General features: G+C 41.7%; 23 protein-coding genes. 9 read left to right on the top strand and 14 right to left on the bottom strand.

Annotation, left to right across the window (positions count from 1 at the left end):
- Nucleotides 1–87 precede the first annotated feature (87 nt).
- On the bottom strand, nucleotides 88–1,461 hold the full coding sequence (locus tag WDV74_RS09520; RefSeq protein ID WP_338882490.1) for an MATE family efflux transporter: 1,374 nt from the start codon (nucleotides 1,459–1,461) through the stop codon (nucleotides 88–90).
- Between the two features lie 307 nt (nucleotides 1,462–1,768).
- On the opposite strand from WDV74_RS09520, the gene WDV74_RS09515 reads away from it, so the two are divergent.
- Entirely contained in the window at nucleotides 1,769–2,413 is a 645-nt protein-coding gene (locus WDV74_RS09515) for a riboflavin synthase subunit alpha (RefSeq protein ID WP_338882489.1), read from the top strand.
- 109 nt (nucleotides 2,414–2,522) lie between these two features.
- Here WDV74_RS09515 and cfa read toward each other — a convergent pair whose 3' ends face one another.
- The gene (gene cfa, locus WDV74_RS09510; protein WP_338882488.1) at nucleotides 2,523–3,674 is read right to left on the bottom strand and encodes a cyclopropane fatty acyl phospholipid synthase; all 1,152 of its coding nucleotides are present in this window, start codon (nucleotides 3,672–3,674) and stop codon (nucleotides 2,523–2,525) included.
- 312 nt (nucleotides 3,675–3,986) lie between these two features.
- Nucleotides 3,987–5,174, bottom strand: a complete 1,188-nt coding sequence (gene punC / locus WDV74_RS09505; protein WP_338882487.1) for a purine nucleoside transporter PunC — start codon at nucleotides 5,172–5,174, stop codon at nucleotides 3,987–3,989.
- A 123-nt stretch (nucleotides 5,175–5,297) separates the two neighbouring features.
- Between punC and punR the strand changes: the two genes are divergently transcribed.
- The gene (gene punR / locus WDV74_RS09500; protein ID WP_338882485.1) at nucleotides 5,298–6,206 is read left to right on the top strand and encodes a DNA-binding transcriptional activator PunR; all 909 of its coding nucleotides are present in this window, start codon (nucleotides 5,298–5,300) and stop codon (nucleotides 6,204–6,206) included.
- 3 nt (nucleotides 6,207–6,209) lie between these two features.
- Here the strand turns inward: punR and purR are convergent, their stop codons facing one another.
- Nucleotides 6,210–7,235: an HTH-type transcriptional repressor PurR gene (gene purR / locus WDV74_RS09495; protein WP_338882484.1), complete on the bottom strand. Its 1,026-nt coding sequence runs from the start codon at nucleotides 7,233–7,235 to the stop codon at nucleotides 6,210–6,212.
- Between the two features lie 491 nt (nucleotides 7,236–7,726).
- Nucleotides 7,727–8,305, bottom strand: a complete 579-nt coding sequence (gene sodB, locus WDV74_RS09490; RefSeq protein ID WP_338882482.1) for a superoxide dismutase [Fe] — start codon at nucleotides 8,303–8,305, stop codon at nucleotides 7,727–7,729.
- A 363-nt stretch (nucleotides 8,306–8,668) separates the two neighbouring features.
- Here sodB and WDV74_RS09485 point away from each other — a divergent pair, with 363 nt between their 5' ends.
- A complete protein-coding gene (locus WDV74_RS09485; protein WP_189760907.1) occupies nucleotides 8,669–9,049 on the top strand; it encodes a Grx4 family monothiol glutaredoxin in 381 nt (126 codons plus the stop codon).
- A 70-nt stretch (nucleotides 9,050–9,119) separates the two neighbouring features.
- Here the strand turns inward: WDV74_RS09485 and rnt are convergent, their stop codons facing one another.
- Together rnt and gloA are read right to left on the bottom strand one after the other, a co-directional pair.
- Nucleotides 9,120–9,779 carry a ribonuclease T gene (gene rnt / locus WDV74_RS09480; protein WP_338882481.1) on the bottom strand — a complete coding sequence of 220 codons (660 nt, stop codon included), beginning with the start codon at nucleotides 9,777–9,779 and terminating at the stop codon, nucleotides 9,120–9,122.
- A gap of 279 nt (nucleotides 9,780–10,058) precedes the next feature.
- The gene (gene gloA, locus WDV74_RS09475; RefSeq protein WP_338882479.1) at nucleotides 10,059–10,466 is read right to left on the bottom strand and encodes a lactoylglutathione lyase; all 408 of its coding nucleotides are present in this window, start codon (nucleotides 10,464–10,466) and stop codon (nucleotides 10,059–10,061) included.
- Between the two features lie 233 nt (nucleotides 10,467–10,699).
- Between gloA and WDV74_RS09470 the strand changes: the two genes are divergently transcribed.
- Both WDV74_RS09470 and slyA read left to right on the top strand, forming a co-directional pair.
- Nucleotides 10,700–10,939 carry a DUF1289 domain-containing protein gene (locus WDV74_RS09470; RefSeq protein ID WP_338882477.1) on the top strand — a complete coding sequence of 80 codons (240 nt, stop codon included), beginning with the start codon at nucleotides 10,700–10,702 and terminating at the stop codon, nucleotides 10,937–10,939.
- Nucleotides 10,940–11,716: 777 nt separating this feature from the next.
- A complete protein-coding gene (slyA, locus tag WDV74_RS09465; protein ID WP_338882476.1) occupies nucleotides 11,717–12,154 on the top strand; it encodes a transcriptional regulator SlyA in 438 nt (145 codons plus the stop codon).
- Between the two features lie 83 nt (nucleotides 12,155–12,237).
- Here the strand turns inward: slyA and WDV74_RS09460 are convergent, their stop codons facing one another.
- A complete protein-coding gene (locus WDV74_RS09460; protein WP_338882475.1) occupies nucleotides 12,238–12,711 on the bottom strand; it encodes a glycine zipper 2TM domain-containing protein in 474 nt (157 codons plus the stop codon).
- A gap of 269 nt (nucleotides 12,712–12,980) precedes the next feature.
- Between WDV74_RS09460 and anmK the strand changes: the two genes are divergently transcribed.
- From anmK to pdxY, 4 genes are all read left to right on the top strand, one after another.
- Nucleotides 12,981–14,090: an anhydro-N-acetylmuramic acid kinase gene (gene anmK, locus WDV74_RS09455; RefSeq protein WP_338882473.1), complete on the top strand. Its 1,110-nt coding sequence runs from the start codon at nucleotides 12,981–12,983 to the stop codon at nucleotides 14,088–14,090.
- A gap of 110 nt (nucleotides 14,091–14,200) precedes the next feature.
- The gene (gene pdxH, locus WDV74_RS09450; RefSeq protein WP_338882471.1) at nucleotides 14,201–14,854 is read left to right on the top strand and encodes a pyridoxamine 5'-phosphate oxidase; all 654 of its coding nucleotides are present in this window, start codon (nucleotides 14,201–14,203) and stop codon (nucleotides 14,852–14,854) included.
- Between the two features lie 225 nt (nucleotides 14,855–15,079).
- A complete protein-coding gene (gene tyrS / locus WDV74_RS09445) occupies nucleotides 15,080–16,351 on the top strand; it encodes a tyrosine--tRNA ligase (protein ID WP_338882470.1) in 1,272 nt (423 codons plus the stop codon).
- A gap of 105 nt (nucleotides 16,352–16,456) precedes the next feature.
- Nucleotides 16,457–17,335, top strand: coding sequence for a pyridoxal kinase PdxY (gene pdxY, locus WDV74_RS09440; RefSeq protein ID WP_338882469.1), 879 nt, complete (start codon nucleotides 16,457–16,459; stop codon nucleotides 17,333–17,335).
- A gap of 57 nt (nucleotides 17,336–17,392) precedes the next feature.
- On the opposite strand, the gene fabI is transcribed toward pdxY, so the two are convergent.
- The 6 genes from fabI to sapA all read right to left on the bottom strand — a co-directional run bounded on the left by fabI (nucleotide 17,393) and on the right by sapA (nucleotide 23,745).
- The gene (gene fabI / locus WDV74_RS09435) at nucleotides 17,393–18,181 is read right to left on the bottom strand and encodes an enoyl-ACP reductase FabI (RefSeq protein WP_338882468.1); all 789 of its coding nucleotides are present in this window, start codon (nucleotides 18,179–18,181) and stop codon (nucleotides 17,393–17,395) included.
- A gap of 207 nt (nucleotides 18,182–18,388) precedes the next feature.
- Entirely contained in the window at nucleotides 18,389–19,198 is an 810-nt protein-coding gene (gene sapF / locus WDV74_RS09430; protein ID WP_338882466.1) for a putrescine export ABC transporter ATP-binding protein SapF, read from the bottom strand.
- A complete protein-coding gene (sapD, locus tag WDV74_RS09425) occupies nucleotides 19,199–20,191 on the bottom strand; it encodes a putrescine export ABC transporter ATP-binding protein SapD (RefSeq protein ID WP_338885572.1) in 993 nt (330 codons plus the stop codon).
- Nucleotides 20,191–21,078 carry a putrescine export ABC transporter permease SapC gene (sapC, locus tag WDV74_RS09420; protein ID WP_338882464.1) on the bottom strand — a complete coding sequence of 296 codons (888 nt, stop codon included), beginning with the start codon at nucleotides 21,076–21,078 and terminating at the stop codon, nucleotides 20,191–20,193. Before sapC ends, sapD begins: the two co-directional genes overlap by 1 nt.
- Nucleotides 21,065–22,030, bottom strand: a complete 966-nt coding sequence (sapB, locus tag WDV74_RS09415; protein WP_338882461.1) for a putrescine export ABC transporter permease SapB — start codon at nucleotides 22,028–22,030, stop codon at nucleotides 21,065–21,067. Before sapB ends, sapC begins: the two co-directional genes overlap by 14 nt.
- Nucleotides 22,027–23,745 carry an ABC transporter substrate-binding protein SapA gene (gene sapA / locus WDV74_RS09410; RefSeq protein ID WP_338882459.1) on the bottom strand — a complete coding sequence of 573 codons (1,719 nt, stop codon included), beginning with the start codon at nucleotides 23,743–23,745 and terminating at the stop codon, nucleotides 22,027–22,029. The genes sapB and sapA overlap by 4 nt, the downstream gene beginning before the upstream one ends.
- Between the last annotated feature and the right edge of the window lie 44 nt (nucleotides 23,746–23,789).

The raw sequence follows: 23,789 nt of genomic DNA, 5'->3' as shown, positions 1-23,789 counted from the left end.
ATGCAAATTCTTGTTCAATTGCTCGCATTTACATCTTTTAGCATGAATTAGCAGCTTTTCCCCTTGTGTTGGTAAAAAAGTACTGAATTAACGAGTAGAACGTTTCAGTACATCATGGGCTGGCTGTTTTTGTGTCCATAGGATACGGTAGCCCATCATAAATGCTGATGCGGTTAAACCGATAATGAACCCAATCCAGAAACCCTGTGGCCCCATCGGCTGAGTGACATAATCAGTCAATGCCAGAATATAACCACTAGGTAGCCCTAAGAGCCAGTAAGCAATAAAAGTGATAAAGAAAATAGAACGTGTATCTTTATATCCGCGTAGTATCCCTGATCCAATGACCTGAACCGAATCAGAAAGCTGGTAAATAGCAGCAAACAACATCAAATGGGAAGCAAGAAGAACGACTTCAGGATTATCGTTGTACATAAACGCAATGTGTTTGCTAAACAGTACCGTAAAGGTCGCTGTCACATAGGCAATAATTAAGCCAACAATAATACTTGTATAAGCGGATATCTTAGCGCCTTCTATTGATTGTTGGCCCAGGTTATAGCCAACGCGAATAGTTGCAGCTATCCCCAATGACAGAGGGAACATAAACATCATGGAGCTGAAGTTGAGTGATATTTGGTGCCCAGCAACAGCCACAACGCCAAGCGGAGAAACCAATAACGAAACGACAGCAAACAGGGTAACCTCAAAGAACAGCGCCAAAGCGATAGGTAGGCCAAGCAGTGTAATACGTTTTTGCGTATGCCATTCAGGACCCCCAAATTTTTTGAATGTTTGGATATCTTTTTGGGAAGGAGAGTGCTTCACATAGACAAGCAGCAACAGGAACATGATCCAGTAAACGGTTGCCGTTGCAACACCACAACCTACACCACCCAATTCAGGTGCACCAAATTTACCGTAAATAAAAATATAGTTAACAGGGATATTGACCAGTAATCCGGCAAGGCCAATTATCATTGCTGGTTTGGTTTTCGATAATCCTTCACATTGACTACGCAAAACTTGATAAAACAAATAACCTGGTGCCCCCCACATGATCGCATGGATAAATTCTGTGGCTTTTTGTGCCAATACAGGATCGATATTATGTTGTGCCTCTATAATAAATCGGCTGTTATACAGTATTACGATGGTCAAGATAGAAAGGATGGTTGCAAGCCAAAATCCTTGCTGGATTTGGCCTGCAATATTTTTTCTCTGGCCAGAGCCATTCATGTGTGCCACGATTGGCGTCAAGGCGAGCAATAAACCTTGGCTAAACAGAATGGTTGGCAGCCAGATTGATGTGCCAACCGCCACTGCTGACATTTCAACAGCACCAGCTTTACCGGCCATGACAGTATCGACGAAACCCATCGCAGTTTGTGAAAACTGTGCGATGACAATAGGGATCCCCAAAGCGAGCAAACGACGCGCTTCATTTAAATATTTCTGCACGTACTACACCTTTTTTGATTGAAAATTAACAAGAAAAACAAGAAATATTTTGCGAGCAAACGATGTTAATGGAAAATGTATCGCTTATAAGCCGCCCTATTGTATAGGACTCATTTTATTAATCCAATCATTGCAAGATGTTTATACTCGATATGATTGAAGCAACACTTAACTGAAACTAAACTCAACCCAAATAGTGAGTTAAGTAAAATGATATTTAAACAGAGTCATGTTTAAACGAAATGCTGTTTAAAAGTGGTGAGTGGGTTAAACTAATCCGCTAGATGAAATTATTAAAGAGGTTCCCATGTTTACAGGTATCGTTCAGGGAAAAGCGCCGATAGTTGCTATTGAAGAAAAAATGAATTTTCGGACCCATGTTGTTAAATTTCCGGCTGAATTATTACCCGGAATTGCAACGGGAGCTTCTGTTTCCCACAATGGTTGTTGTCTGACTGTCACTAAGATCGTTGGTGATTTAGTCAGTTTTGATTTAATGAAAGAAACATTACGTCTGACCAACCTTGGTGAACTGAGAATCGGTGATTTAGTTAATCTGGAAAGGGCAGCTAAATTCGGTGATGAAATAGGTGGGCATTTGATGTCCGGTCATGTTATTACGATAGCAGAAATTACCAAGATTTTTACTTCTGAAAATAACCATGAAATATGGTTTCGGATTCACGATAAACCGTTAATGAAATATATCCTGCATAAAGGATTTATTGGGATTGACGGGATTAGCCTAACCATTGGAGATGTAGTCAATAATCGTTTTTGCGTTCATTTAATTCCAGAAACATTGGAGCGCACAACTCTGGGCAAAAAACGTTTGGGTGAAAAGGTTAATATTGAAATTGATCCACAAACTCAAGCGATTGTCGATACTGTTGAACGGGTTATGGCTCAGAAAGAACAAAATAATTTATTGTTTCAGGTTGAAGGGCAATAAAAATATTTCTAGATTGTGTCTTCGATGTTTTAATAATTTGGTTCGACAAAATCTGAAAGCTACAGAAATATCCTATTTCTGTAGCTTGGAGTGCGTATTATGGGGGATCTTATCTAGGTACTCTCAATCCATTTTCTATACCCTGCGGACTGAATATTACCTGCCATAACTGAATATCTCTTGCACGGAATGCACCTGCACAAGCATTCAAGTAATAAGTGAACATTCGTTTAAAGCGTGGGCTATAGTTGTGTTCTATTTCATGCCAACTGGCAGTAAATCGCTCATACCATGCCATCAGTGTTCGGTCATAATCAGCCCCAAAGTTGTGCCAATCTTCCATGACAAATTTTCCTGTCGTTGCTTTGGCAATTTTGGCTATTGATGGTAAACAGCCGTTGGGAAAAATATATTTATTAATCCATGCATCGGAACCTAATTTATCAACATTGGAGCCGATGGTATGGAGAAGAAATAAACCATCAGGTTTTAGATTTTTTTTCACGATATTGAAATAATTATCATAATTTTTAGGGCCAACGTGCTCAAACATACCGACGGATACAACACGATCAAATTGAAGGTTAAGATTTCGGTAATCTTCAAGGATAATTTTTACATCTAAACCTTTGCAACGTTCCTGGGCATATTTCTGCTGTTCGGCTGAAATCGTTACCCCTGTGACAGATACACCGTAGTTTTCAGCGGCATAGGCTGCTAAGCCTCCCCATCCACAACCGATATCTAATACAGTCATGCCTGGGGACAACTGTAGTTTTTCGCAAATCAGGTGTAGTTTATGAGATTGTGCTTCTTCCAGTGTGTTGGCATCTTTCCAATAACCGCAAGAATATTGCATGTGAGGATCAAGCATCCGAATAAACAGGTCATTGCCTAAATTATAATGCTCTTCACCTACAATCCAGGCACGTTTGGGCGATTGTAAATTAAATATACGAGCGATAATTATCTTGAAGATATCTTTGACATTTTTAGGAATACGATGTTCTAAATCTGCCCGTAATACTTTATAAAAGAAAATATCAAGGCGATCACATTCCCACCAGCCATCCATATAGCTCTCACCTAAACCCAAAGAGCCTTCTTTCAATACGCGTTTATAGAAGTCAGGATTTTTAACACGTATGTCGAAAGGGCGTTTGCCATTGATATTGATATCAGCTTCCTGAAGCAATTCGTGGGCGATCCTATGCCAAGGATTAGTGATTGTTTTTTTACCTTCAACGAAAGATGAACTCATATACTCTCCAACATTGGTGTGGTGGAATTTTGAGGTATCACTTTATAGCTGATTTTTTATTATATAAAACCTCGAAGGTTTATTGGAAAATAATATAGAAATTGTTTTAAAAAGCACATATTGCCTATTCATCCTAAAATTAAATAGAGCGTCAATGCCCTGAAAGACCTCAAATTCCGAAGTTTTAAAATAATTAAACCGTATGAGTATATGAGTGAAATGGCATTTAAACAATCATCTAAAGGTCACATAATGGGGTAACCTTTAGATAATAATGTTCTTAACTATTATTTTTTTAGGAAATTATTTTATTTATGCCTGGTGGCTTTTTTTAATACCTTGTTTTTGCAGCCAATAACCGACAGCCATTGGAACAACCGTAAGCACCATTATTGTCGTCGTCGATAGAAGAGGGTATTCCATAAATACAGAGACGAGCATACTTGCGACAAAACAGAGGCCCAGTTGTAGGGCATTTTGTAATGCAGCTGCTTTACCACTATCCTGGGGATAAACAGACAGAGCATTTGCTACTGCAATTGGATAGGATGCGCCATTCATTGCTGCCATCACACAAAAAGGAATAAGAATGGCGATAAATGAAGGTTCACTCAATATGGAGAGCAAATAAATAGTGATCATGCTTACAGCATATCCCACTAATAGAAATGGGAATATCGTTTCGCTTTTCACTTTTTCCAATAAGATACGGCAACCATACCCGCCAATCATAAAGGCCAGAGTTTGGGGAATATAACTTAGGCCAATATCGGTAGGATCATAACCCATGCCTTTCAAAATTGTTGGTGAGCCTGTTAACCAAGCAAAAAAACCAGCACTACAAGACGCATAGACCAAAACATTTCCGTTAAAAACAGGGGAAGTTAATAACGTAAAGAAAGAAACTGCCTTTTTATCGGTGTTGGTTTCGATATTAGTACGTTTATTGGTCAGGAAAAATGTGGGTATTAACAACAACATCGTTACGATCATTAAAACCAGAAAAATGATTCTCCAACCATTATGCGTCAATAACCATGCGCCCAACAAAGGAGCAAGAGCAGGGGAAAGGGCAACCAAAGGCATGATCATGGCAAAAATACGTTTGGTACGTTCTGCATCATATCTGTCGACGACTAAAGCCTGCCAAGTTACCGCGGCAGAACAAACACCAACTGCTTGCATAAACCTTAATACCAGTAACTGGGTAGGACCCGTTATCCAAAGCATACCTAAACAACTAATGGAAAACAGGGACAGGCCGATAATAAGAACAGGTTTTCTGCCTAAACGGTCAGACAATTGACCCCATAAAAGTTGTGCAAAAGCAAATCCGGCAAGGAAAATGCTAAGGCTCGCACTGATAGCATTAGTTGATGTACCCAATTCTGCTTGCATTGCATCAAAAGCGGGCAGATACATATCAATAGCCAGATAGCCTAACATGCTTAAGCCGGCGAGATAAGACATAAATGGAATGGCGTTTTTATTTGTTGTCATTGTGTTAATAACTAGGTTTTGTAGTGGATAAGGAAATAGTTAGCCTATTTTATATAGCATGATTTTTACTTGTGAAACGGTAATATTTGCACCATGCTGTGAAAAAAATTGAAAGGAAGATATATGTGGTCTGAATACTCTCTGGAAGTCGTTGATGCTGTTGCCAGAACAGGAAGTTTTAGCGCGGCTGCTTCAGAACTTCATCGTGTCCCTTCTGCTGTCAGCTATACGATAAAACAGCTTGAAGAATGGTTGGCAGTCCCTCTGTTTGAACGTCGTCATCGTGATGTCGATTTAACAGAAGCGGGAGCAATTTTTGTCAAAGAAGCACGTTCTGTTATCAAAAAAATGAATCACACTCGGCACCAGTGCCAACAGGTTGCCAATGGTTGGCGGGGGCAATTTAGTATTGCGGTTGATCAGGTTGTAAAACCAGAGCGAACGCTTCGGCTAATTTTGGATTTTTATCGCCATTTTCCAGATATTGAATTATTAATTTATCCTGAAGTTTTCAATGGCGTATGGGATGCTCTGGTGGATGGCAGAGTGGATGTCGCTATCGGAGCGACACGTGCTTCCCCTGTTGGTGAGCGATATAGCTTCAGGGATATGGGATTTATGCCTTGGCTGTGTGTAGCCAGCCCTGAACACGAACTGGCAGTAATATCGGAAAAATTGAATGATGACCAAATGCGGCCTTACCCTAGTTTATGCCTCGAAGATACCTCCCGCAACTTGCCTAAGCGTGATACATGGGCTTTGGATAATCAACGGAGATTAATTGTTCCTGATTGGGATGTTGGATTAAGTTGTTTGATGGATGGATTGTGTGTAGGCATGGTGCCTAAACACCGTGCTCTACCGCTGATCCGTAAAGGCAAGCTGGTTACACTTGAACTTGAACAACCATTGCCTGACAGCCCATGCTGCTTGACATGGTCGCAAAAAAGCCATTCACCGGCATTAAGTTGGTTACTTGATTATCTGGGGGATAGCGAAACGCTTAATGCCGAATGGCTACAAGAAAATTAACTGTCAGCGGCGATAATCGATAAAAGGTCCATCTGCAACAGAGCGCCGTTCAACAAGGCGTGGGTGGACTTCAATAGTTTGTGCATCCTCACGTTTATTGACGATCCTGTCCAGCAACATTGAAAAGGCCATTTGCCCTAAACGCTCTTTGGGTTGGTGAATGGTTGTCAATGCTGGCGTAAAATAGCGGGCATTACGAATATTATCATAACCGATGATTGAAATATCTTGCGGAACGCGCAGGCCCAACTCATCAGCTGCACAGATCGCCCCCATCGCCATGACATCTCCACCACAGAAAACAGCAGTTGGACGATGTTTTTGATTCAGGATCTTATACATGGCTTGATAACCGGACTCAGGTTCAAAATCACCTTGTACAATCCACTCATCCCGAATGGCTATATTGGCTTCTTTTAGTGCCTTAAGAAAACCTTGGTGGCGGCCTCCCCCTGTATTTCTTGCCAATGGTCCAGGAATAGATGCAATATCACGATGGCCACGTTCAATAAGATAACGACCCGCCAGATAACCACCATGAAAGGCATTATCAATAATTGCATCGGTAAAATCGCCTCTGGATTCTCCCCAATCCATGACCACCATAGGAATATTACGATAGCCTTCCAACATACTCAAAAGTTGCTCAGGGTATTCTGAACACATTACTAGCAAACCATCGACGCGTTTTTGTGCGAGCATCGCGAGATACGCTTTCTGTTTATCAAGGTTGTTATGAGAATTACATAAAATCAGGGTATAACCTTTGCTATAGCAGCTATTTTCAACCGATTCTATGATCTCAGCAAAGTATGGTGCCTCACTTGATGTTGCCAGCAATCCAATGGACTTGGTGTGGTTAACTTTTAAGCTACGGGCAACCGCACTGGGAGAATAGTTCAATTCGTTAATAGCGGCCCAAACTGCAGCCTTTGTATCTTCGGCGACGAAACGGGTTTTATTGATAACATGGGATACGGTTGTGGTCGAAACACCAGCGCGTTTAGCCACATCTTTAATCGTTGCCATGAAAAAAGGACTCCTGACCTAATTTATATACCCTTTATCTTTCTTGTCGGGTATAGCTATTTGTTAATCGTTTGCCAATATATTTATATACAGGGTGATGGTTGACAATAATTTCGCGGTAAACCTTGGATTTTGTCTGATCTAGCTCAAAAGTGAAAGCAATAATCGATGCTATAAAGAGTATGTACTAAATATTGCGGTATGGTTTTTTCGATATATGGCAAATAACCGCTTAAAATTTATGGTGTTGAGGTGTCTTAATTTTCACATTGAGGATATTCTATGGATACAGATCTGAAATTGGGATTATTGGCCGCCAGTAGTGCATTAATCATGATTATTTTTCTGGGGAGCCTCTGCCTGATCTGATCAAGCTCTAAAAGAATTTGTAGCCCCACTTGCCTTAAGGGCGGGTTCTCCAACATGCGGAATGCCGCGAATAAAGGAAAACCCGCCCTTATTATTTCAAGCTAGTATAAGAATTAGGCTTATTAAGCCAAGTTTTCTTCAACAAATTTCCAATTGACCAGAGCCCAGAAGTGTTCTAAATATTGGGGGCGTGCATTGCGGTAATCGATGTAATATGCGTGCTCCCAAACATCAACAGTCAGTACTGGTTTATCTTCGCCAGTCAATGGTGTTGCTGCATTAGACGTGTTAACGATAGCCAAAGTACCATCAGCTTTCTTAACTAACCAAGTCCAACCCGAACCAAAGTTTTTCAAGGCTGAGTCAGTGAACTGTTGTTTAAACTCAGCAAAAGAGCCGAAAGCATTGTTGATAGCGTCTGCCACTTTTCCGGTAGGTTCGCCACCCCCATTTGGTGACAGGCTATGCCAGTAGAAAGTATGGTTCCAAACTTGTGCTGCGTTATTGAAGATGCCACCTTCAGATGTTTTGATGATTTCTTCCAGAGATTTTCCGGCAAATTCAGTATCTTTAATTAGATTATTCAGATTTACAACATAAGCGTTGTGGTGTTTGCCGTAGTGATATTCCAGAGTTTCTGCAGAAATGTGTGGTTCCAGGGCATCTTTGGCATAAGGTAATGCTGGTAATTCAAAAGACATTGCATGCTCCTTTTTTTAATATCGGGTTTTTGGCTCTGCAAACCATGGCTTAGACACGAACCATGAGCAGGGCAAATTTAAGTTTATTATCGTGTTGCTATTTTGATAATTATCTTAACAACTTTTCTGCTAAATAACAGGGAAAAAGATGCTATTAAGCTGCGAACTGGTGCAGAACTGAGCTTAATATGGATTGAATACAGTCAGTTGAAATGAAAATATTAAGTGATCACTTGTGGTAAGCCACGGCAAAAATTTGCCATACAAAGTTCACGGTAGAAAAATTAGCGTAGAAAGTGGTATTCTGAATCAATCTTTATCTTATGCTGATAAATAGCGCTTGCAGTTTTTAAGGAAGCAAAAATGACTAATATCAATACAAACACTAACACGGTTACTGATACAACGGCTGATGCGGTAATTGAAAAAATCGAACGCCAAATCAGAGAAAACCCAATTCTGTTGTACATGAAAGGTTCACCAAAATTGCCAAGCTGTGGCTTCTCTGCACAGGCAGTTCAGGCTTTATCAGCTTGTGGTGAACGTTTTGCTTATGTGGATATTCTGCAAAATCCGGATATCCGTGCTCAATTACCTAAGTATGCAAATTGGCCGACTTTTCCTCAGCTTTGGGTTGATGGTGAGTTGGTGGGAGGTTGTGACATTCTTGTTGAGATGTATCAACGTGGTGAACTACAAACACTGATCAAAGAGACTGCCGATAAATATCGTGAGCAGGAATAAGGTCAGTCATTCATTTGAATAATGGCTACTTTTTATAGCCCCATACTTATTAAAGATGGGGCTTACTTTTTTAGGATCCGCAGTTAGCGTTATCAGTAGAAGCTAGCGGCCAACCACCTAACCGCTTCCAGCGATTAACCAGTTCACAGAAAAGTAGGGCGGTTCGATCAGTATCATAAAGAGCACTATGAGCCTGATTGCTGTCAAACGGAATTTCCGCTGTGATACAGGCTTTGGCAAGAATTGTCTGACCAAGAACCAAGCCACTGAGTGCAGCAGTATCAAAAGTGGCGAACGGATGGAACGGATTGCGTTTCAAACCAGAACGTTCAGCAGCAGCCATAACAAAACTGTGATCAAAATTGGCATTATGAGCGACTATAATTGCACGGTTACAATTCGTGTCTTTCATGCCTTTGCGGATCATTTTAAAAATTGCATGTAAAGCAGAGTATTCACTGACAGCCCCTCGTAAGGGGTTTGTAGGATCAATACCAGTGAAAGCGAGAGCGGCAGGATCAAGATTAGCCCCTTCAAAAGGCTCGATATGAAAATGCAGCGTATTGGCAGGCGTTAGCCAACCATCTTCATCCATTTTTAAAGTAGTTGCAGCAATTTCAAGTAAAGCGTCTGTACGCGCATTAAAGCCAGCGGTTTCGACATCAATGACAACAGGATAGTAGCCACGAAAGCGCCCACTTAGCATATTTTTATCATTTTGATTAGGCATCTGATTTTCAGTTCTTAGCTTCAGGATTCTTTTTTTGATTCTGGAATAGTGGGTATTATGACAAAATTTGGAGTGTCTTGCAGAAATAATGCTTATCTGGTGGGGAATTAAAGGGCAATATGCCCTTATATACCTTATAAATAGCTGTATACCAATCTCACTTCAAGATGCATGTAATTTCTCCCCGCGAAGCGGGGAGAAATCAGGTTTCATATCGTGTTGTAAATTGCAGCTTGAAGTTTAATGCGTATAGCTATAATTTGATAGCTATTGATAGAGTTAGTTGCCTAATGCATTGCTGGCACTTGAATTTTCGATAAGTTCAATCTTATAGCCATCGGGATCTTCAACGAATGCAATGATAGTTGTTCCACCTTTAACCGGCCCTGCTTCACGAACTACTTTCCCTCCAGCACGTTTGATGCGTTCACAGGTTGCCACAACGTCGTCAACACCCAAGGCGATATGCCCAAATGCGGTTCCCATTTCATAGTTTTCAACACCCCAATTATAGGTTAGCTCAATAACGGCGCCTTGACTTTCATCGGTATAACCAACAAACGCGAGAGAATACTTATACTCTGGATTTTCGCTGGTGCGAAGTAAACGCATCCCCATTACCTGAGTATAGAAATCAATCGAACGCTGCATATGGCCTACACGGATCATAGTGTGGAGTAAACGCATGATTACCTCCTGATATTTATAGTTTTATTGCGAAATATAGCCTTATTGCAAAACTTTGCCCACCTATCTGTATGTGCCTGATTACTATAGCGTGTATAGATCAAATAATTCAAATTATCCGGCTTATTTTGGTTGTTACCATTTTGTTTTGAAATATTATGGCTGAAGTTTATACTGGCCAACAAACAGTCTTATTTTTGGAATGTTTGATAAGCTTAGAGGTAGGGGGGAAGATGGCTGAACAATTAGAATTCTTTGCTATTCCAAACCCTTGCCGAGGCGTTTGTGAATCTGATCCCCGTGGTTTTTGCCGAGGATGCTATCGCAGTAGAGAAGAGCGATTTATATGGATGAAATTATCGGATGGTGAAAAAAGAGAAATATTGCGGTTATGTCATCAGAGAAAACTAAGGGAGTTAAGAAGTAAGAGAGATGAAGAAAATATCATTTCAAAACAATCCGATTTATTTTAATTTCATTCTGAGTTGTCTAAAAAGTATCATTTATACCAATCTAACTTCAAGATGTGTGTGATTTCTCCCCGCGAAGCGGGGAAGAAATCAGATTTCATAGCGTGTTGTAAATTGCAACTTGAAGTTTAATGCGTATATATGAATTACAGTTTAGGATGATCGCAAAAATAAGAAATATTACTAGTGATAAATGATATATTATTTATGTTACATTTCTTTTATTTGACATAAGTCATTTCAAAATATTATTTCTGTTACCTATATTAGCCATTCCAGTAAAAATTTATAATTAAAGAATTATTTATTGAATGAAAAACGATCAATTTGTTATCTTGTTGTTTTTTATATTATTTATTATGAGGCGACTAATCTCTGTAAGAGAAAAATGATATTAATGTAAAAATATATAGATTAGTATTTGGATGGCGGTTATTCTTATAGAACTTTGGTCGAGTGGAAGTGTATATATTTAGGAGGGTATTTTTTGTTGACATCTAGAATTTCAATAGTTTAGTTGGAGGATTATTTTATACAGTTTATATCGTTGGTGGATTAATGCGCGATATTATTCTGTACGCCATACAATTTCGCTCTTCAGGGCGACGAAAATGTCAACTTTGAGTAACAAGCCAACGCGACACTAATTAGGTAATTAGCGAACTTGCTGACTCTGCTAATGTAAGCATGATATAGGGGTGCGTATCCATTATTCATATGAATAAACTGATTGGATAATTCATTGATGTTATATGAGTCTCTAATTATAAGGAGGGGTAATTGGAATTGACATTGGGATCAGATCTGGCACGTTTAGTCCGTGTTTGGCGCGCTTTAATTGATCATCGTTTGAAACCGTTGAAATTAACTCAGACGCATTGGGTTACTCTATACAATATTAGTCAACTACCACCAGAGCAGTCACAGATACAGTTAGCAAAAGCTATTGGTATTGAACAACCCTCTTTGGTGAGAACGCTTGATCAATTAGAAGAAAAGAAACTGATTACACGTCATACATGTGCTAATGATAGACGTGCAAAAAGAATCAAATTAACCAAAGAATCGGAAAATTTTATTAGAGAAGTAGATAGTGTTATTGATTCGACCAGAAAAGAAATTTTGGAAGGAATTACTCATGATGAGTTAATTCTACTTGCTTCTGTAATAAAGAAAATTGAAAAAAATATTAACCAATTGCACAAACAGGTAATATAAGAATTAAACTATAATAATAAAATCGCGGCCCGGATATTTGTTACTGGTAAGCCGCGATTTTTTGTCTTGTTTATTTGAGTATTTCAAAGAGGTGATACAGTCAAAGAATTTCCGCTGTTTGCGATCTTGACGCGTTGCCCTCTGCTGAATACGACGCTATCCAATTTTTGTACTATGATAAGATTTTTTCCACTGTCCATACGAATTTCTAGCTCAACACCTTTCGTTTGGTCTAAAGTACCTTCGATTCTTTGGCCGGCTAAACCGCCAGCAATAGCACCGGCGGCTGTGGCAAGCCTTTGACCAGAACCATCACCGACTGTATTACCTAGCAGCCCTCCCAAAACAGCACCACCAATGAGACCCAACATATTAGGATCACCGGCTTGTTTGCCTTTAATCGTGACGGGTCGTACAGACAGAATGGTTCCATAGGTCACGGTTTGAGCTTGTTTGGCTTGACCAATAGAGTAAGTATCACTAGAAAGTGCTCCCATGTCTGCACAGCCAGACAATGTGGTTACTACAATTGCACCAACCAGGAAACGTTTTAACATAGTCACTCCTAATTTTAATACCCGACAGGGAAGCTTGATAATAAACTTATCACCAAGTGTTCGGCTACTAATGATGCATGTCTACATCGTAATAAATGTTCACAATGAACGAAAAGAATAATTCCTGACCAAAAGCTTAGCAGGTTTTGTGAAGAGCTTTCCAAAACTCAGATTTTATCCCTGATAATGATCGTTATTTTATCGTTTACGCAAGATTAAATGTAATCCACATGTAAAATATGATCCATTATTCAATGGGGGAAATGTTTATGAAGTCAGGATGTTATATTGGTGTGATGTCTGGCACCAGCATGGATGGGGTTGATGTTATTTTGGCGGAGATCAGTGATAAGGCTGTGACTCAGCAAGAGAGTTATAGTTATCCTTTTCCGCAAGAGCTTAAGCAAAAATTGCTATCCATTTGTCAAGGGCAGCAGACGACATTATCAATGGTCGGGAGACTTGACTATGAGCTTGGCACTCTCTTTGCGGAAGCTGTTCAAGGGTTACTGAATAAAGCAGGGTTGACTGCAAATGATATTATAGCAATTGGATGTCACGGGCAGACTGTATGGCATGAGCCGGACGGTGAAAAACCTTTTACTATGCAAATTGGTGACAATAACCGAGTGGCAGCACTTACCAATATCACAACGGTTGGTGATTTCAGACGGCGTGACATGGCTTATGGTGGCCAGGGTGCCCCTTTGGTGCCTGCATTCCATATGGCTGTATTGGGCCATCCGACAGAAAGGCGTGTTATTTTAAACATTGGCGGAATAGCAAATATCTCAGCACTTCTGCCTAATTCAGCCGTTAAGGGATATGACACCGGGCCGGGCAATATGTTGATGGATGCTTGGACATGGCGGCATAAGCAATTACCTTATGATAAAGATGCACAGTGGGCCAATGAAGGGACTGTTAATGCTTCTTTACTCCAGAAAATGCTTTCTGATCCTTATTTCGCACGTACAGCACCGAAGAGTACAGGGCGTGAATATTTTAATATGGCATGGTTGGAAAAACAGTTGGCTGATTTCCCTGATGTTGAACCCGTGGATGTTCAAGCCACATTAGCTGAACTAACGGCTGTAAGCGTTGCTCAGCAAGTTAGGCTAAGTGGTGGGTGTGATCGTCTTCTGGTATGTGGTGGCGGGGCGCGTAATCCATTCGTGATGAATCGGCTATCGGCTTTATTGCCAGGTACTGAAGTGACCACAACAGACAAATATGGTTTGAGTGGTGACGACATGGAAGCACTGGCATTTGCCTGGCTAGCATTCCGAACAATGTCTGGGTTGTCGGGTAATTTACCATCAGTCACAGGTGCGGATAGAGAAACGATTTTAGGAGCAATTTATCCGGTTGTCAGATAATTGGTTGGATAATGATCAATTAACGGATGGTCATTATTAATTAAAAGACGGCAGTTAGCTAACAGATAACAATGGTATGCTAATACTCATTAATAAATAGAGAGTTAGAAATGTCAGAGAATAATGAAACCGATATTGCAGAACTGCGCAGGGAATATATACGTGGTGGGTTAAGGCGAAAAGATCTTACTGAAGAACCAATTGAACTTTTTGAACGTTGGTTAAAGCAGGCTTGTGAAGCGAAGCTCAGCGATCCGACAGCAATGTGTATTGCGACAGTCGATGAGCATGGGCAACCTTATCAACGCATCGTTCTATTAAAACATTTCGATGCTGATCACTTGATATTCTATACCAATCTTGGCAGTCGCAAGGCAAAACATCTGACCCAGAATAACCGGATCAGCCTCCATTTTCCTTGGTATCAATTGGAACGACAGGTCAGTTTTCTCGGCAGAGCTGAGCGCTTATCCCCGGTTGAGGTTGTAAAATATTTCCATAGCCGTCCGAGGGATAGCCAAATTGCAGCCTGGGCTTCCCAACAATCTTCAAAGGTATCAGCCAGAAGCATTTTGGAAGGGAAGTTTTTGGAGTTAAAACAGAAATTCCAGAATGGTGAAGTTCCTCTCCCTAGTTTTTGGGGAGGATTCAAAGTCAAATTTGACTCAGTTGAATTTTGGCAGGGCGGAGCCCATCGTCTTCATGATCGTTTCCTGTATCAACGTGATGGTGATAAGTGGAATATTGACCGTTTGGCCCCTTAAATTGCAAATTACAGCCAATCAGGGCAGTGAATTGCAAAATAGGGGAAATAATTACTGTTTTTAATACTGGCACTTATATAACTGGCGTTTTATGCTATAGCACTTGTTTATCACGAGATGCTTATATACCCAATAGATTTCAAGTTGCGGCGTAGCTAACAAGGCGGCAACATGAAAGACGCGTATAAAAATATAAGCAAAGTATACAAACTGATGGAGTTATTAATGTCTAGCAATAACCTGATTAAACAACTGCAAGAGCGGGGCCTTGTTGCCCAGGTAACGGATGAAGAGGCGTTAGCTGAGAGACTGGCGCAAGGTCCGGTTTCTCTCTATTGTGGCTTCGATCCTACCGCTGACAGCTTGCATTTGGGCCATCTGGTTCCCTTGCTGTGTTTAAAACGATTCCAACTTGCTGGACACAAACCTATTGCGTTGGTTGGTGGGGCGACAGGATTGATTGGTGATCCAAGCTTTAAAGCAACCGAACGTAAATTGAATACAGGGGAAACGGTCAAAGAGTGGGTTGAGAAAATTCGTAACCAGGTTTCTCCGTTCCTTAGTTTCGAGGGTGAAAATGGTGCAGAGTTAGCCAATAACTACGATTGGTTTGGTCAAATGGATGTGCTGACCTTCCTGCGTGATATCGGTAAGCATTTTTCCGTAAACCAGATGATCAACAAAGAAGCGGTGAAACAACGTCTTAACCGTGATGATGTTGGTATTTCCTACACTGAATTTTCTTATAACCTATTGCAGTCTTATGACTTTGCAAATTTGAATAGAGAATATGGTGTTGAATTACAGATTGGTGGATCAGACCAATGGGGCAACATTACTTCAGGTATCGATTTGACGCGTCGCTTAAACCAGAAACAAGTGTTTGGCATGACCGTGCCACTTATCACCAAATCAGATGGAACTAAATTTGGTAAGACAGAGGGTGGGGCAGTTTGGTTGGATCCGAAGAAAACGAGTCCGTACAAATTTTACCAGTTCTGGATTAATACAGCAGATGCAGATGTTTACCGTTTCTTGAAATTCTTTACTTTCATGAGCATTGAAGAAATTAATGCACTGGAAGAAGAAGATAAAAACAGTGGTAAAGCGCCTCGTGCCCAATATGTACTGGCAGAACAAGTTACCGGTCTGGTGCATGGTGAAGAAGGTCTTGCAGCGGCGAAGCGTATCACCGAGAGTTTATTCTCAGGAGCCATTGCCGATTTGACCGAAGAAGATTTTGCCCAATTAGCACAAGATGGAATGCCAACAATTGAACTTGAAAAAGGTGCTGATCTGCAACAAGCATTGGTCACCGCCGAATTTGTTCCTTCCCGTGGGCAGGCACGTACTATGATCAGTTCTAATGCGGTTTCCATCAACGGTGAAAAACAATCCGAACCTATGTATGTATTTACGGATAGTGATTGTTTATTTGGGCGTTATAGCTTATTACGCCGTGGTAAAAAACATTATTGTCTCGTCAATTGGAAATAATTAACTGATATTCTTAAGGGCAACGATAATGTTGCCCTTAATGTATCTGGTGTCTTTATAAATATTATCCATTCATAAATTAAAAATAATAAACTAGGCCTTATTATGAATAATGTTCTTTCAATTCAGTCTCATGTTGTCTTTGGCCATGCTGGAAACAGTGCGGCTGTTTTTCCGATGCGTCGTATGGGAGTGAACGTATGGGCATTAAATACGGTTCAATTTTCAAACCATACCCAATATCCTCAATGGCGTGGCTGTGTCATGCCGCCGGAACACTTGGCGGAAATCGTGCAGGGAATAGGTGAAATAAATAAACTCGCATCCTGTAATGCAGTTTTGAGTGGTTATATTGGTTCTGCGGAGCAGGGAAATTATATCCTTGATATCGTGAAGCAGGTGAAAGAAGCCAACCCTGATGCATGGTATTTCTGTGACCCTGTCATGGGACATCCAGAAAAAGGATGCATAGTTGCTCCGGGCGTTGCAGAATTTTTATGTGATAAAGCTCTGCCAGCCAGTGATGTTATTGCACCTAATTTGCTGGAGCTTGAAACATTGGCGATGCGAAAAATTAGCAGCGTAGAACAAGCGATATCCGCTGCGCGTGAGTTATGTGAAAAAGGTCCCAGAATTGTATTGGTTAAGCATTTGAGTCGTGCAGGTTATCAGGCCGATTGTTTTGAAATGCTTTTGGTAACTAAAGAGCATAGTTGGCACGTTAGCCGCCCATTAATTGATACGGGAGCACGTCAGCCAGTTGGTGTTGGTGATTTAACGAGTGGTTTGTTTCTCGCTGATCTATTAAAAAACCCTTCTTTGACAAATGAAGCATTACAAGCTGCCTTAGAACATGTTGCCGCTGCGGTTTACGAAGTGATGTTGGAAACGCAAAAGAGTGAGGAATATGAATTACAGATTGTTGCTGCACAAGATAGGATAGTTACTCCAGCACATCAATTTCATGCTGTCAGAATAGACTAATAATAAAAAAACAGTCCCACCCATAATGTTATGGCTGGAACTGTTTTTAACAGGCTATTACTTTAACTCTAATTCATTCATGGCCGCGATGCTGAAACCGCCATCAACATGCAAGATCTCACCGCTAATACCACCAGCCAGATCTGAACACAAGAAGGCAGCCGCATTACCGACATCCTCTGTTGTCACAGTGCGGCGAATAGGTGTAACCGCTTCACAGTGTGCCAGCATCTTACGGAAATCTTTGATACCAGAAGCTGCCAGAGTACGGATTGGGCCAGCAGAGATACCATTAACACGAATACCTTCAACCCCCATTGCATTTGCCATATAACGTACGTTTGCTTCCAGGGAGGCTTTTGCCAGACCCATTACGTTATAGTTAGGAATGGCACGCTCAGCACCCAAATAACTCAAGGTAAGCAGGGCAGAACCTGGATTCAACATATTACGGCAGACTTTCGCCATTGCGACGAAGCTGTATGCGCTGATGTCGTGGGCAATTTTGAAACCTTCACGGTTAACAGCGTTAACATAATCACCATCAAGCTGGTCAGCCGGTGCATAACCGATAGAGTGAACAAAACCATCGAATTTAGGCCATACTTTGCCTAATTCAGCGAACAATGCGTCGATACTTTCATCTTCAGCCACGTCACATGGCAGAACGATATTTGAATTCAGTGATGCGGCGAATTCTTCGACGCGAGGTTTCAACTTGTCATTTTGGTAAGTGAAAGCCAGCTCTGCTCCCTGATCGTGCATTGCCTTGGCAATTCCATAAGCAATAGACAGTTTGCTGGCGACGCCAGTAATGAGAATGCGCTTGCCGGTCATGAAACCCATAGCAGTATCCTTAATTGTTCTTTATGATCAAAATTGTTCTTTGTGATCAAACACCAAAAGTCATGGATAAACAGAAATAATAAATCTCTAACCATAACTACGGTATTTATGGTGAATAAACGGGAATGATTCTACCATGCCGGAGGAAAATGTGGTGAGTTTCCCGTTCTGTTCCGATCAGTGATTAAAATACATCCAATAAAAACATCAGGTGATATCCTGTCGCCATGCTTCAGCAGACAGGGCTTCACCGAAATGGCTGGCTATCAATTTGCGTGTAATATCATGCAGCGGAGAAGCCAGAACCTCTGCTGTATTGCCACGCTCGACAACTTCCCCTTGATGCATGACCAGTACTTGATCGCTGATGTGTTTCATCATACCGAGATGCTGGGTGACATAGATATATGAAATACCGTGTTTTTCCTGTAACTCCAGCATTAAGTTAATGATTTGGGAACGCATCGACATATCAAGGGATGCCAGGGCTTCGTCTGCAACAATGATTTGTGGTTGCAATATTAGAGCTCGTGCTAAAGCCACGCGTTGTTTCTGCCCTGATGCAAGCATATGTGGATAATAATTGGCATGATCTGGCAATAAACCGACCTGACGTAATGTTTGGTTGATACGTTTTTCCCGTTCGGAGGGAGATAACTTCGTATTCAAAATTAATGGCATATCCAGAATCTGACCAATGCGCTGACGAGGATTCAGTGAGGTGCTGGGATCTTGAAAAATCATACGAATGCGCTGGCTGCGGTAGCTATAATCTCCGTAAGACAGCTTATGACCGTTAATCAGAATTTCACCTGAACTTGGCTCAATAACCCCTGATAACATTCTCGCGAGTGTAGATTTACCAGAACCATTTGCGCCAAGGATAGCGAGGGTTTTTTTCGATTGTAGGGTAAAGCTCACTGGTTTTACGGCGTCAAGTTGATGACGGCGAAATAGTCCGGTTCGATAGCGAAATGTTTTAGTCAGGTTTTTAACTTCCAGCAGTGTCTCAACCACTTACGATTCCTCCATATTCAAAGGGAAATGGCAGGCGAATGCATGGCTCTTAATGACCCGTAGCCGTGGGGTTGCGATACAGGTTTTTTGTGCATAAGGGCAACGTGGCCCCAAACGGCAACCTACCGGCAAATGTTCCAGTGATGGAATAGCGCCAGATAGCGTGTTTAACCGACTTTTGTGTGGTAGCGGACTACCAAAATCAGGTATTGAACGGATCAAGGCTTGTGTATAGGGATGATAAGGTTTCACCAATAACTCATCTGGTATGGCGCTTTCCACTGTCTGACCGCAATACAGCACATTGATACGTTTGACCAGTTTACTCATCATTTGCAGGTCATGGCTGATTAATAAAATAGTCATGTTGTTGTTCTGATTGAGGCTCGACAGTAAACGGAATATTTGTGCCTGGGTCGTTGGTTCCATTGCATTGGTCGGCTCATCAGCAATCAGCAAGCGTGGCTGGTTGGCAAGCGCAATGGCAATCATCACTTTTTGACATTCACCTTCTGTTAATTCGTAAGGGTAACTGTGCATAATGTCGGAGTGATCTTTAATACCAACACGGTGTAGTAACTCAATTGCGCGGCGTTTTCGCCAATTAAATCTCTGCCACCAACGGCCTTTGTACGTCCATCCAGGAATAGATTGAATAATCTGTTTACCAATATTTTCTGATGGATCGAGACATGATTGTGGCTCCTGAAAAATCATGGAAATATTGTGCCCAATCACCTTACGGCGCTGCCGTGGTGTCAGGCGCAATAAATCAATGTCGTTAAAACGGAAACGATCTGCGGTTACTTTGAGGTTATCTTTTGTGACGCCACAAATCGCTTTGGCGATCAGACTCTTGCCTGAGCCTGATTCGCCAGCCAAACCCAATATCTCACCTTCTGTCAGTGAAATACTCATTCGGTCAACAGCTTTGACGGGGCCTTCCGCTGTCATGAATTCAATGGTGAGGTTTCGAATATCAAGTAATGGCATCATTCGACTCCTGCGTTAATAGCGCGGTGTAGACCATCACCCAGTAAGTTAACCAGCAAAACGCTGAGCATAATTGCTGCTCCAGGTAACATAACAGTCCAGGGTGCAGCATAGATCAATTCTAGTGAATCTCCCAGCATAGCTCCCCATTCGGGAGAAGGTAGTTGTGCCCCAAGGTTGAGAAATCCCAGTGCGGCAATATCAAGAATAGCGATGGAGAGGGTACGGGTTAATTCACTGACTATCACCGCAGTGATATTGGGGAGAACGGCATAACGTAAAATATGGTAGTTTGAAGCGCCATCCAGACGCGCTGCAATAATGTATTCTTTATCCAGTTCGTCATGTACAGCAGTATAAACAGTACGTACTATTCTTGGCAGTAATGCCAGTGAAACGGCAATCATGGCATGGTGCAGGCTAGCGCCAACAAAAGCAACCACAATGATGGCCAGCAGCAATGAAGGAATAGAGAGCAAGGTATCAAGAATATGGTTCATCACCGCCGATTTCAAGCCGTGAGTCATACCGGCAAGGCTACCAATGATTAATCCTACAATGGCTGCCGCCGCAGTGACTATCAATGCTCCCCCAAATGTGGACGACGTGCCAATCAATAGACGGCTGAAAATATCACGGCCAAGATCGTCAGTTCCAAGAAAAAAGGCGACATTACCGTGATGTGACCATGAAGGTGGCATCAGTTGGGACATGAATTGTTGGTCAAGCCGATATGGGGCGAAAAGATCACCCAACAGGCACAGTGCAATTAAAATTAACACCCCATAAAAACCTGTCATTGCTAATATATCGGCATAGAAAAATCGCCAGATAACTTTTAATGGCGACGGCATTTTCTTTTCACGGTAAAAATTATCTAACGGCATACCATTCCTTATGCTTTAAGGGATTAGCCATTGCACCAATAATATCTGTCAGAATATTAACGGAAATAACCAACGAGCCTACCACCATGACGCCCGCCGAGATTGCGGAATAATCCTGCTGGCGGATAGCGCTAATGAGCCAGCGCCCTAAACCAGGCCAGTTAAAGACTTGCTCTGTCACCATCGCTAATGTGAGCATGGTTGAAAATTGTAACCCCAACTTAGGGATGATAGGCGGCAAAGCATTATGCAATAAATGGCGACGAATGATAGTAAACCGTGATAAACCGCGTGTTGCTGCCGACTTGATATAATTTTCACCTGAAACCTCTTCTGCACTATTGCGCATCAAACGGATAACTTCGGTAGTAGGCGCAACGGCCAGTGTCATAACGGGCAGGATCATATGCAGAATAACACTCATGATCATTTCATTGCGATAGGGTGACTTTGATAGCCAGGCATCAATCAGTGCAGAACCAGTGACAGGCTCCATCCGATAGAGTAAATCAAAACGTCCTGAGACAGGCAGCCAGCCTAAATAAAGTGAGAAAAACAGGGTCAGCAGCAACGCCAGCCAGAAAACAGGAATGGAAAAACCGCATAGGGAAAATGTACTGATAATGATATCGACTTTTTTATTGCGCCAGACACCCGCAATAATCCCAAGAGGGATGCCAATTAGCAATGCCATGGAAAAAGAGAGGACACACAGCTCCATCGTGGCCGGGAGAACAGTATACAGTTGTTCGATAATCCGTTCCCCATTAATTCTGGAAATACCAAAATCCCATTGGAGTAAGCTACGGAAATAGTATACGTAAGCGTCTGACAGTGATGCGCCACTCAAGGCACCATGAGGTGTGAAATACATCAGGCTGAAACTGATTAATGAAAGAAAAAATAACGTCACAACCAGAAGCAACAAACGACGCAGGATATAAATAATCATTGGCTTCCTTTTTTATTTTCATCAGGAACGGTGGCTTCTTGTTCGCGGTAAACTTTGTCAAAGGAACTATTACCAAACGGGCTGAGCACCAATCCTTGAATGTTATAACGAGAGATTTGTAAACGCATCGAATAAGCCAGAGGTAACACGGGTAATTGCTGCGCGAGAATTTCTTGTGCAACATGATAATTTTTGATGCGTGAAGCCAGTTGTTGATTTAATAAGGCCTCATGCAGGGCTTCATCAAAATCTGAATTACACCAACGGCTTAGATTCGTTTGCGACGCAATGGCGGCACAGCTCAATAATGGGCGGAAAAAACTATCAGGATCATTGCTATCAGTAGACCAGCCTGCCAGCGTCATATCATGGGTTTTGTCCATGAGTTGGTTTTCCTGAAAACGGCCTTCGACGGGACGGATAGACATCTTAATACCCACTTGTGCCAAATCAGCCTGAATGAGTTCCGCCATTTTCAGCGGGCTTGGGTTATAGGATTGTGAAGCCGTTGGCACCCATAACGTTAATTCCAACCCATTTAATCCCAATTCATTTAACATCTTGCGGGATTTTTCAGGATTATATTCAGTGATCTCAGCACGATTATCATACGCCCATGATGCCCGAGGTAAAATAGAAGCTGCTGTTTCTGCCGTACCATAGTAAATGGATTTCATCAGGCGTTGGTTATTGATGGCATAAGCAATGGCTTGACGAACGGCTAACTGATCCAGTGGCGGTTTACTGGTATTAAATGCGAGATAAGCGATATTCATGCCTGAACGTAACATCTGACGCAGATTGGGATCATCATGTAAAATATTCCACTGATTAGCATCGGGATAAGCCAGTACATCGCATTCACCCGTGAGTAATTTTGAGATCCTACCTGTACCAACAGCCCCCGTGTCTATAACGACTTGTTCCATGTGCGGTTGACCTTTCCAATACTTATCATGGCGAACAAGGCGGATAAATTGATCCATCTGATAATCTTCCAGCATGAAGGGACCTGTTCCGACAGGTTTCCAATCTATTTGCCCCTGTCGATTTATTTGTTGCAATTTCTCAGCATATTCTTGGGACAGTATAGGTGCATAGTAGGTGGCCAGGTGCCAGAGAAAAGAAGCATCGGGTGCATTAAGATGAAATTCGACAGTATATTGGTTGATCTTGCGGATATTTTTTACTGAATCACCAAACTGCAAACTGTCAAAATAGGGATAGTGTCCACCATTAACATCATGATAATCGTGTGTTTTATCGAAGACACGACGGAAACTGAAAACGACATCATCAGCATTCATTGTGCGGGTTGGTGTAAACCAATCGGTTGATTGGAAAGCAACATTATGGCGCAGGTGAAGGCGATAAGTTGCGCCGTTATCCCGAACTTCCCAATCGGTAGCGAGTTCAGGAACCAGACGATAGGTCAGAGGATCAACGCCCAACAGGCGATTGTAAATCTGTGCAGCAAGCGTATCTACAGTCAAGCCGCTGATAGCCATTTGGGGGTTAAACGTATTCAAATTGCCATTAACGCAATAAATAAAACCGTTCTGCCGTAAGGAGGCAGAAATATGAGGCAAGTTTTCCGAGGCATTGTTTGACCTCGATTCTGGAATGGGTTCCGCAACCGTTTCTGGAGTCGCATTCTTGGCCGCCAGGGTAGGGGCGGAAATCAATAATATAATCCAGTAAATCAAATAACGCATATAAAATGTCAGTCATAAAAAAGAGTTTGGCCATTGTAACTTAA

The organism is Xenorhabdus sp. TH1, assembly GCF_037260955.1.
Classification (GTDB): domain Bacteria; phylum Pseudomonadota; class Gammaproteobacteria; order Enterobacterales; family Enterobacteriaceae; genus Xenorhabdus; species Xenorhabdus griffiniae.
Note: the sequence above shows the minus strand (reverse complement) of the source record. Positions and strands in the feature narration are given on the sequence as shown.

Bases quoted from the DNA above. Each gene is read 5' to 3' on its own strand.
- fabI (WP_338882468.1), bottom strand. From the start codon at position 18,181: ATGGGTTTCATGACCGGCAAGCGCATTCTCATTACTGGCGTCGCCAGC.
- sapB (WP_338882461.1), bottom strand. From the start codon at position 22,030: ATGATTATTTATATCCTGCGTCGTTTGTTGCTTCTGGTTGTGACGTTA.
- sodB (WP_338882482.1), bottom strand. From the start codon at position 8,305: ATGTCTTTTGAATTACCAGCATTACCTTATGCCAAAGATGCCCTGGAA.
- sapA (WP_338882459.1), bottom strand. From the start codon at position 23,745: ATGCGTTATTTGATTTACTGGATTATATTATTGATTTCCGCCCCTACC.
- rnt (WP_338882481.1), bottom strand. From the start codon at position 9,779: ATGCCTAATCAAAATGATAAAAATATGCTAAGTGGGCGCTTTCGTGGC.
- WDV74_RS09470 (WP_338882477.1), top strand. From the start codon at position 10,700: ATGGCTGAACAATTAGAATTCTTTGCTATTCCAAACCCTTGCCGAGGC.
- pdxH (WP_338882471.1), top strand. From the start codon at position 14,201: ATGTCAGAGAATAATGAAACCGATATTGCAGAACTGCGCAGGGAATAT.
- WDV74_RS09485 (WP_189760907.1), top strand. From the start codon at position 8,669: ATGACTAATATCAATACAAACACTAACACGGTTACTGATACAACGGCT.
- anmK (WP_338882473.1), top strand. From the start codon at position 12,981: ATGAAGTCAGGATGTTATATTGGTGTGATGTCTGGCACCAGCATGGAT.
- WDV74_RS09515 (WP_338882489.1), top strand. From the start codon at position 1,769: ATGTTTACAGGTATCGTTCAGGGAAAAGCGCCGATAGTTGCTATTGAA.
- cfa (WP_338882488.1), bottom strand. From the start codon at position 3,674: ATGAGTTCATCTTTCGTTGAAGGTAAAAAAACAATCACTAATCCTTGG.
- WDV74_RS09460 (WP_338882475.1), bottom strand. From the start codon at position 12,711: ATGTTAAAACGTTTCCTGGTTGGTGCAATTGTAGTAACCACATTGTCT.
- purR (WP_338882484.1), bottom strand. From the start codon at position 7,235: ATGGCAACGATTAAAGATGTGGCTAAACGCGCTGGTGTTTCGACCACA.
- pdxY (WP_338882469.1), top strand. From the start codon at position 16,457: ATGAATAATGTTCTTTCAATTCAGTCTCATGTTGTCTTTGGCCATGCT.
- tyrS (WP_338882470.1), top strand. From the start codon at position 15,080: ATGTCTAGCAATAACCTGATTAAACAACTGCAAGAGCGGGGCCTTGTT.
- sapC (WP_338882464.1), bottom strand. From the start codon at position 21,078: ATGCCGTTAGATAATTTTTACCGTGAAAAGAAAATGCCGTCGCCATTA.
- sapD (WP_338885572.1), bottom strand. From the start codon at position 20,191: ATGCCATTACTTGATATTCGAAACCTCACCATTGAATTCATGACAGCG.
- gloA (WP_338882479.1), bottom strand. From the start codon at position 10,466: ATGCGTTTACTCCACACTATGATCCGTGTAGGCCATATGCAGCGTTCG.
- punR (WP_338882485.1), top strand. From the start codon at position 5,298: ATGTGGTCTGAATACTCTCTGGAAGTCGTTGATGCTGTTGCCAGAACA.
- punC (WP_338882487.1), bottom strand. From the start codon at position 5,174: ATGACAACAAATAAAAACGCCATTCCATTTATGTCTTATCTCGCCGGC.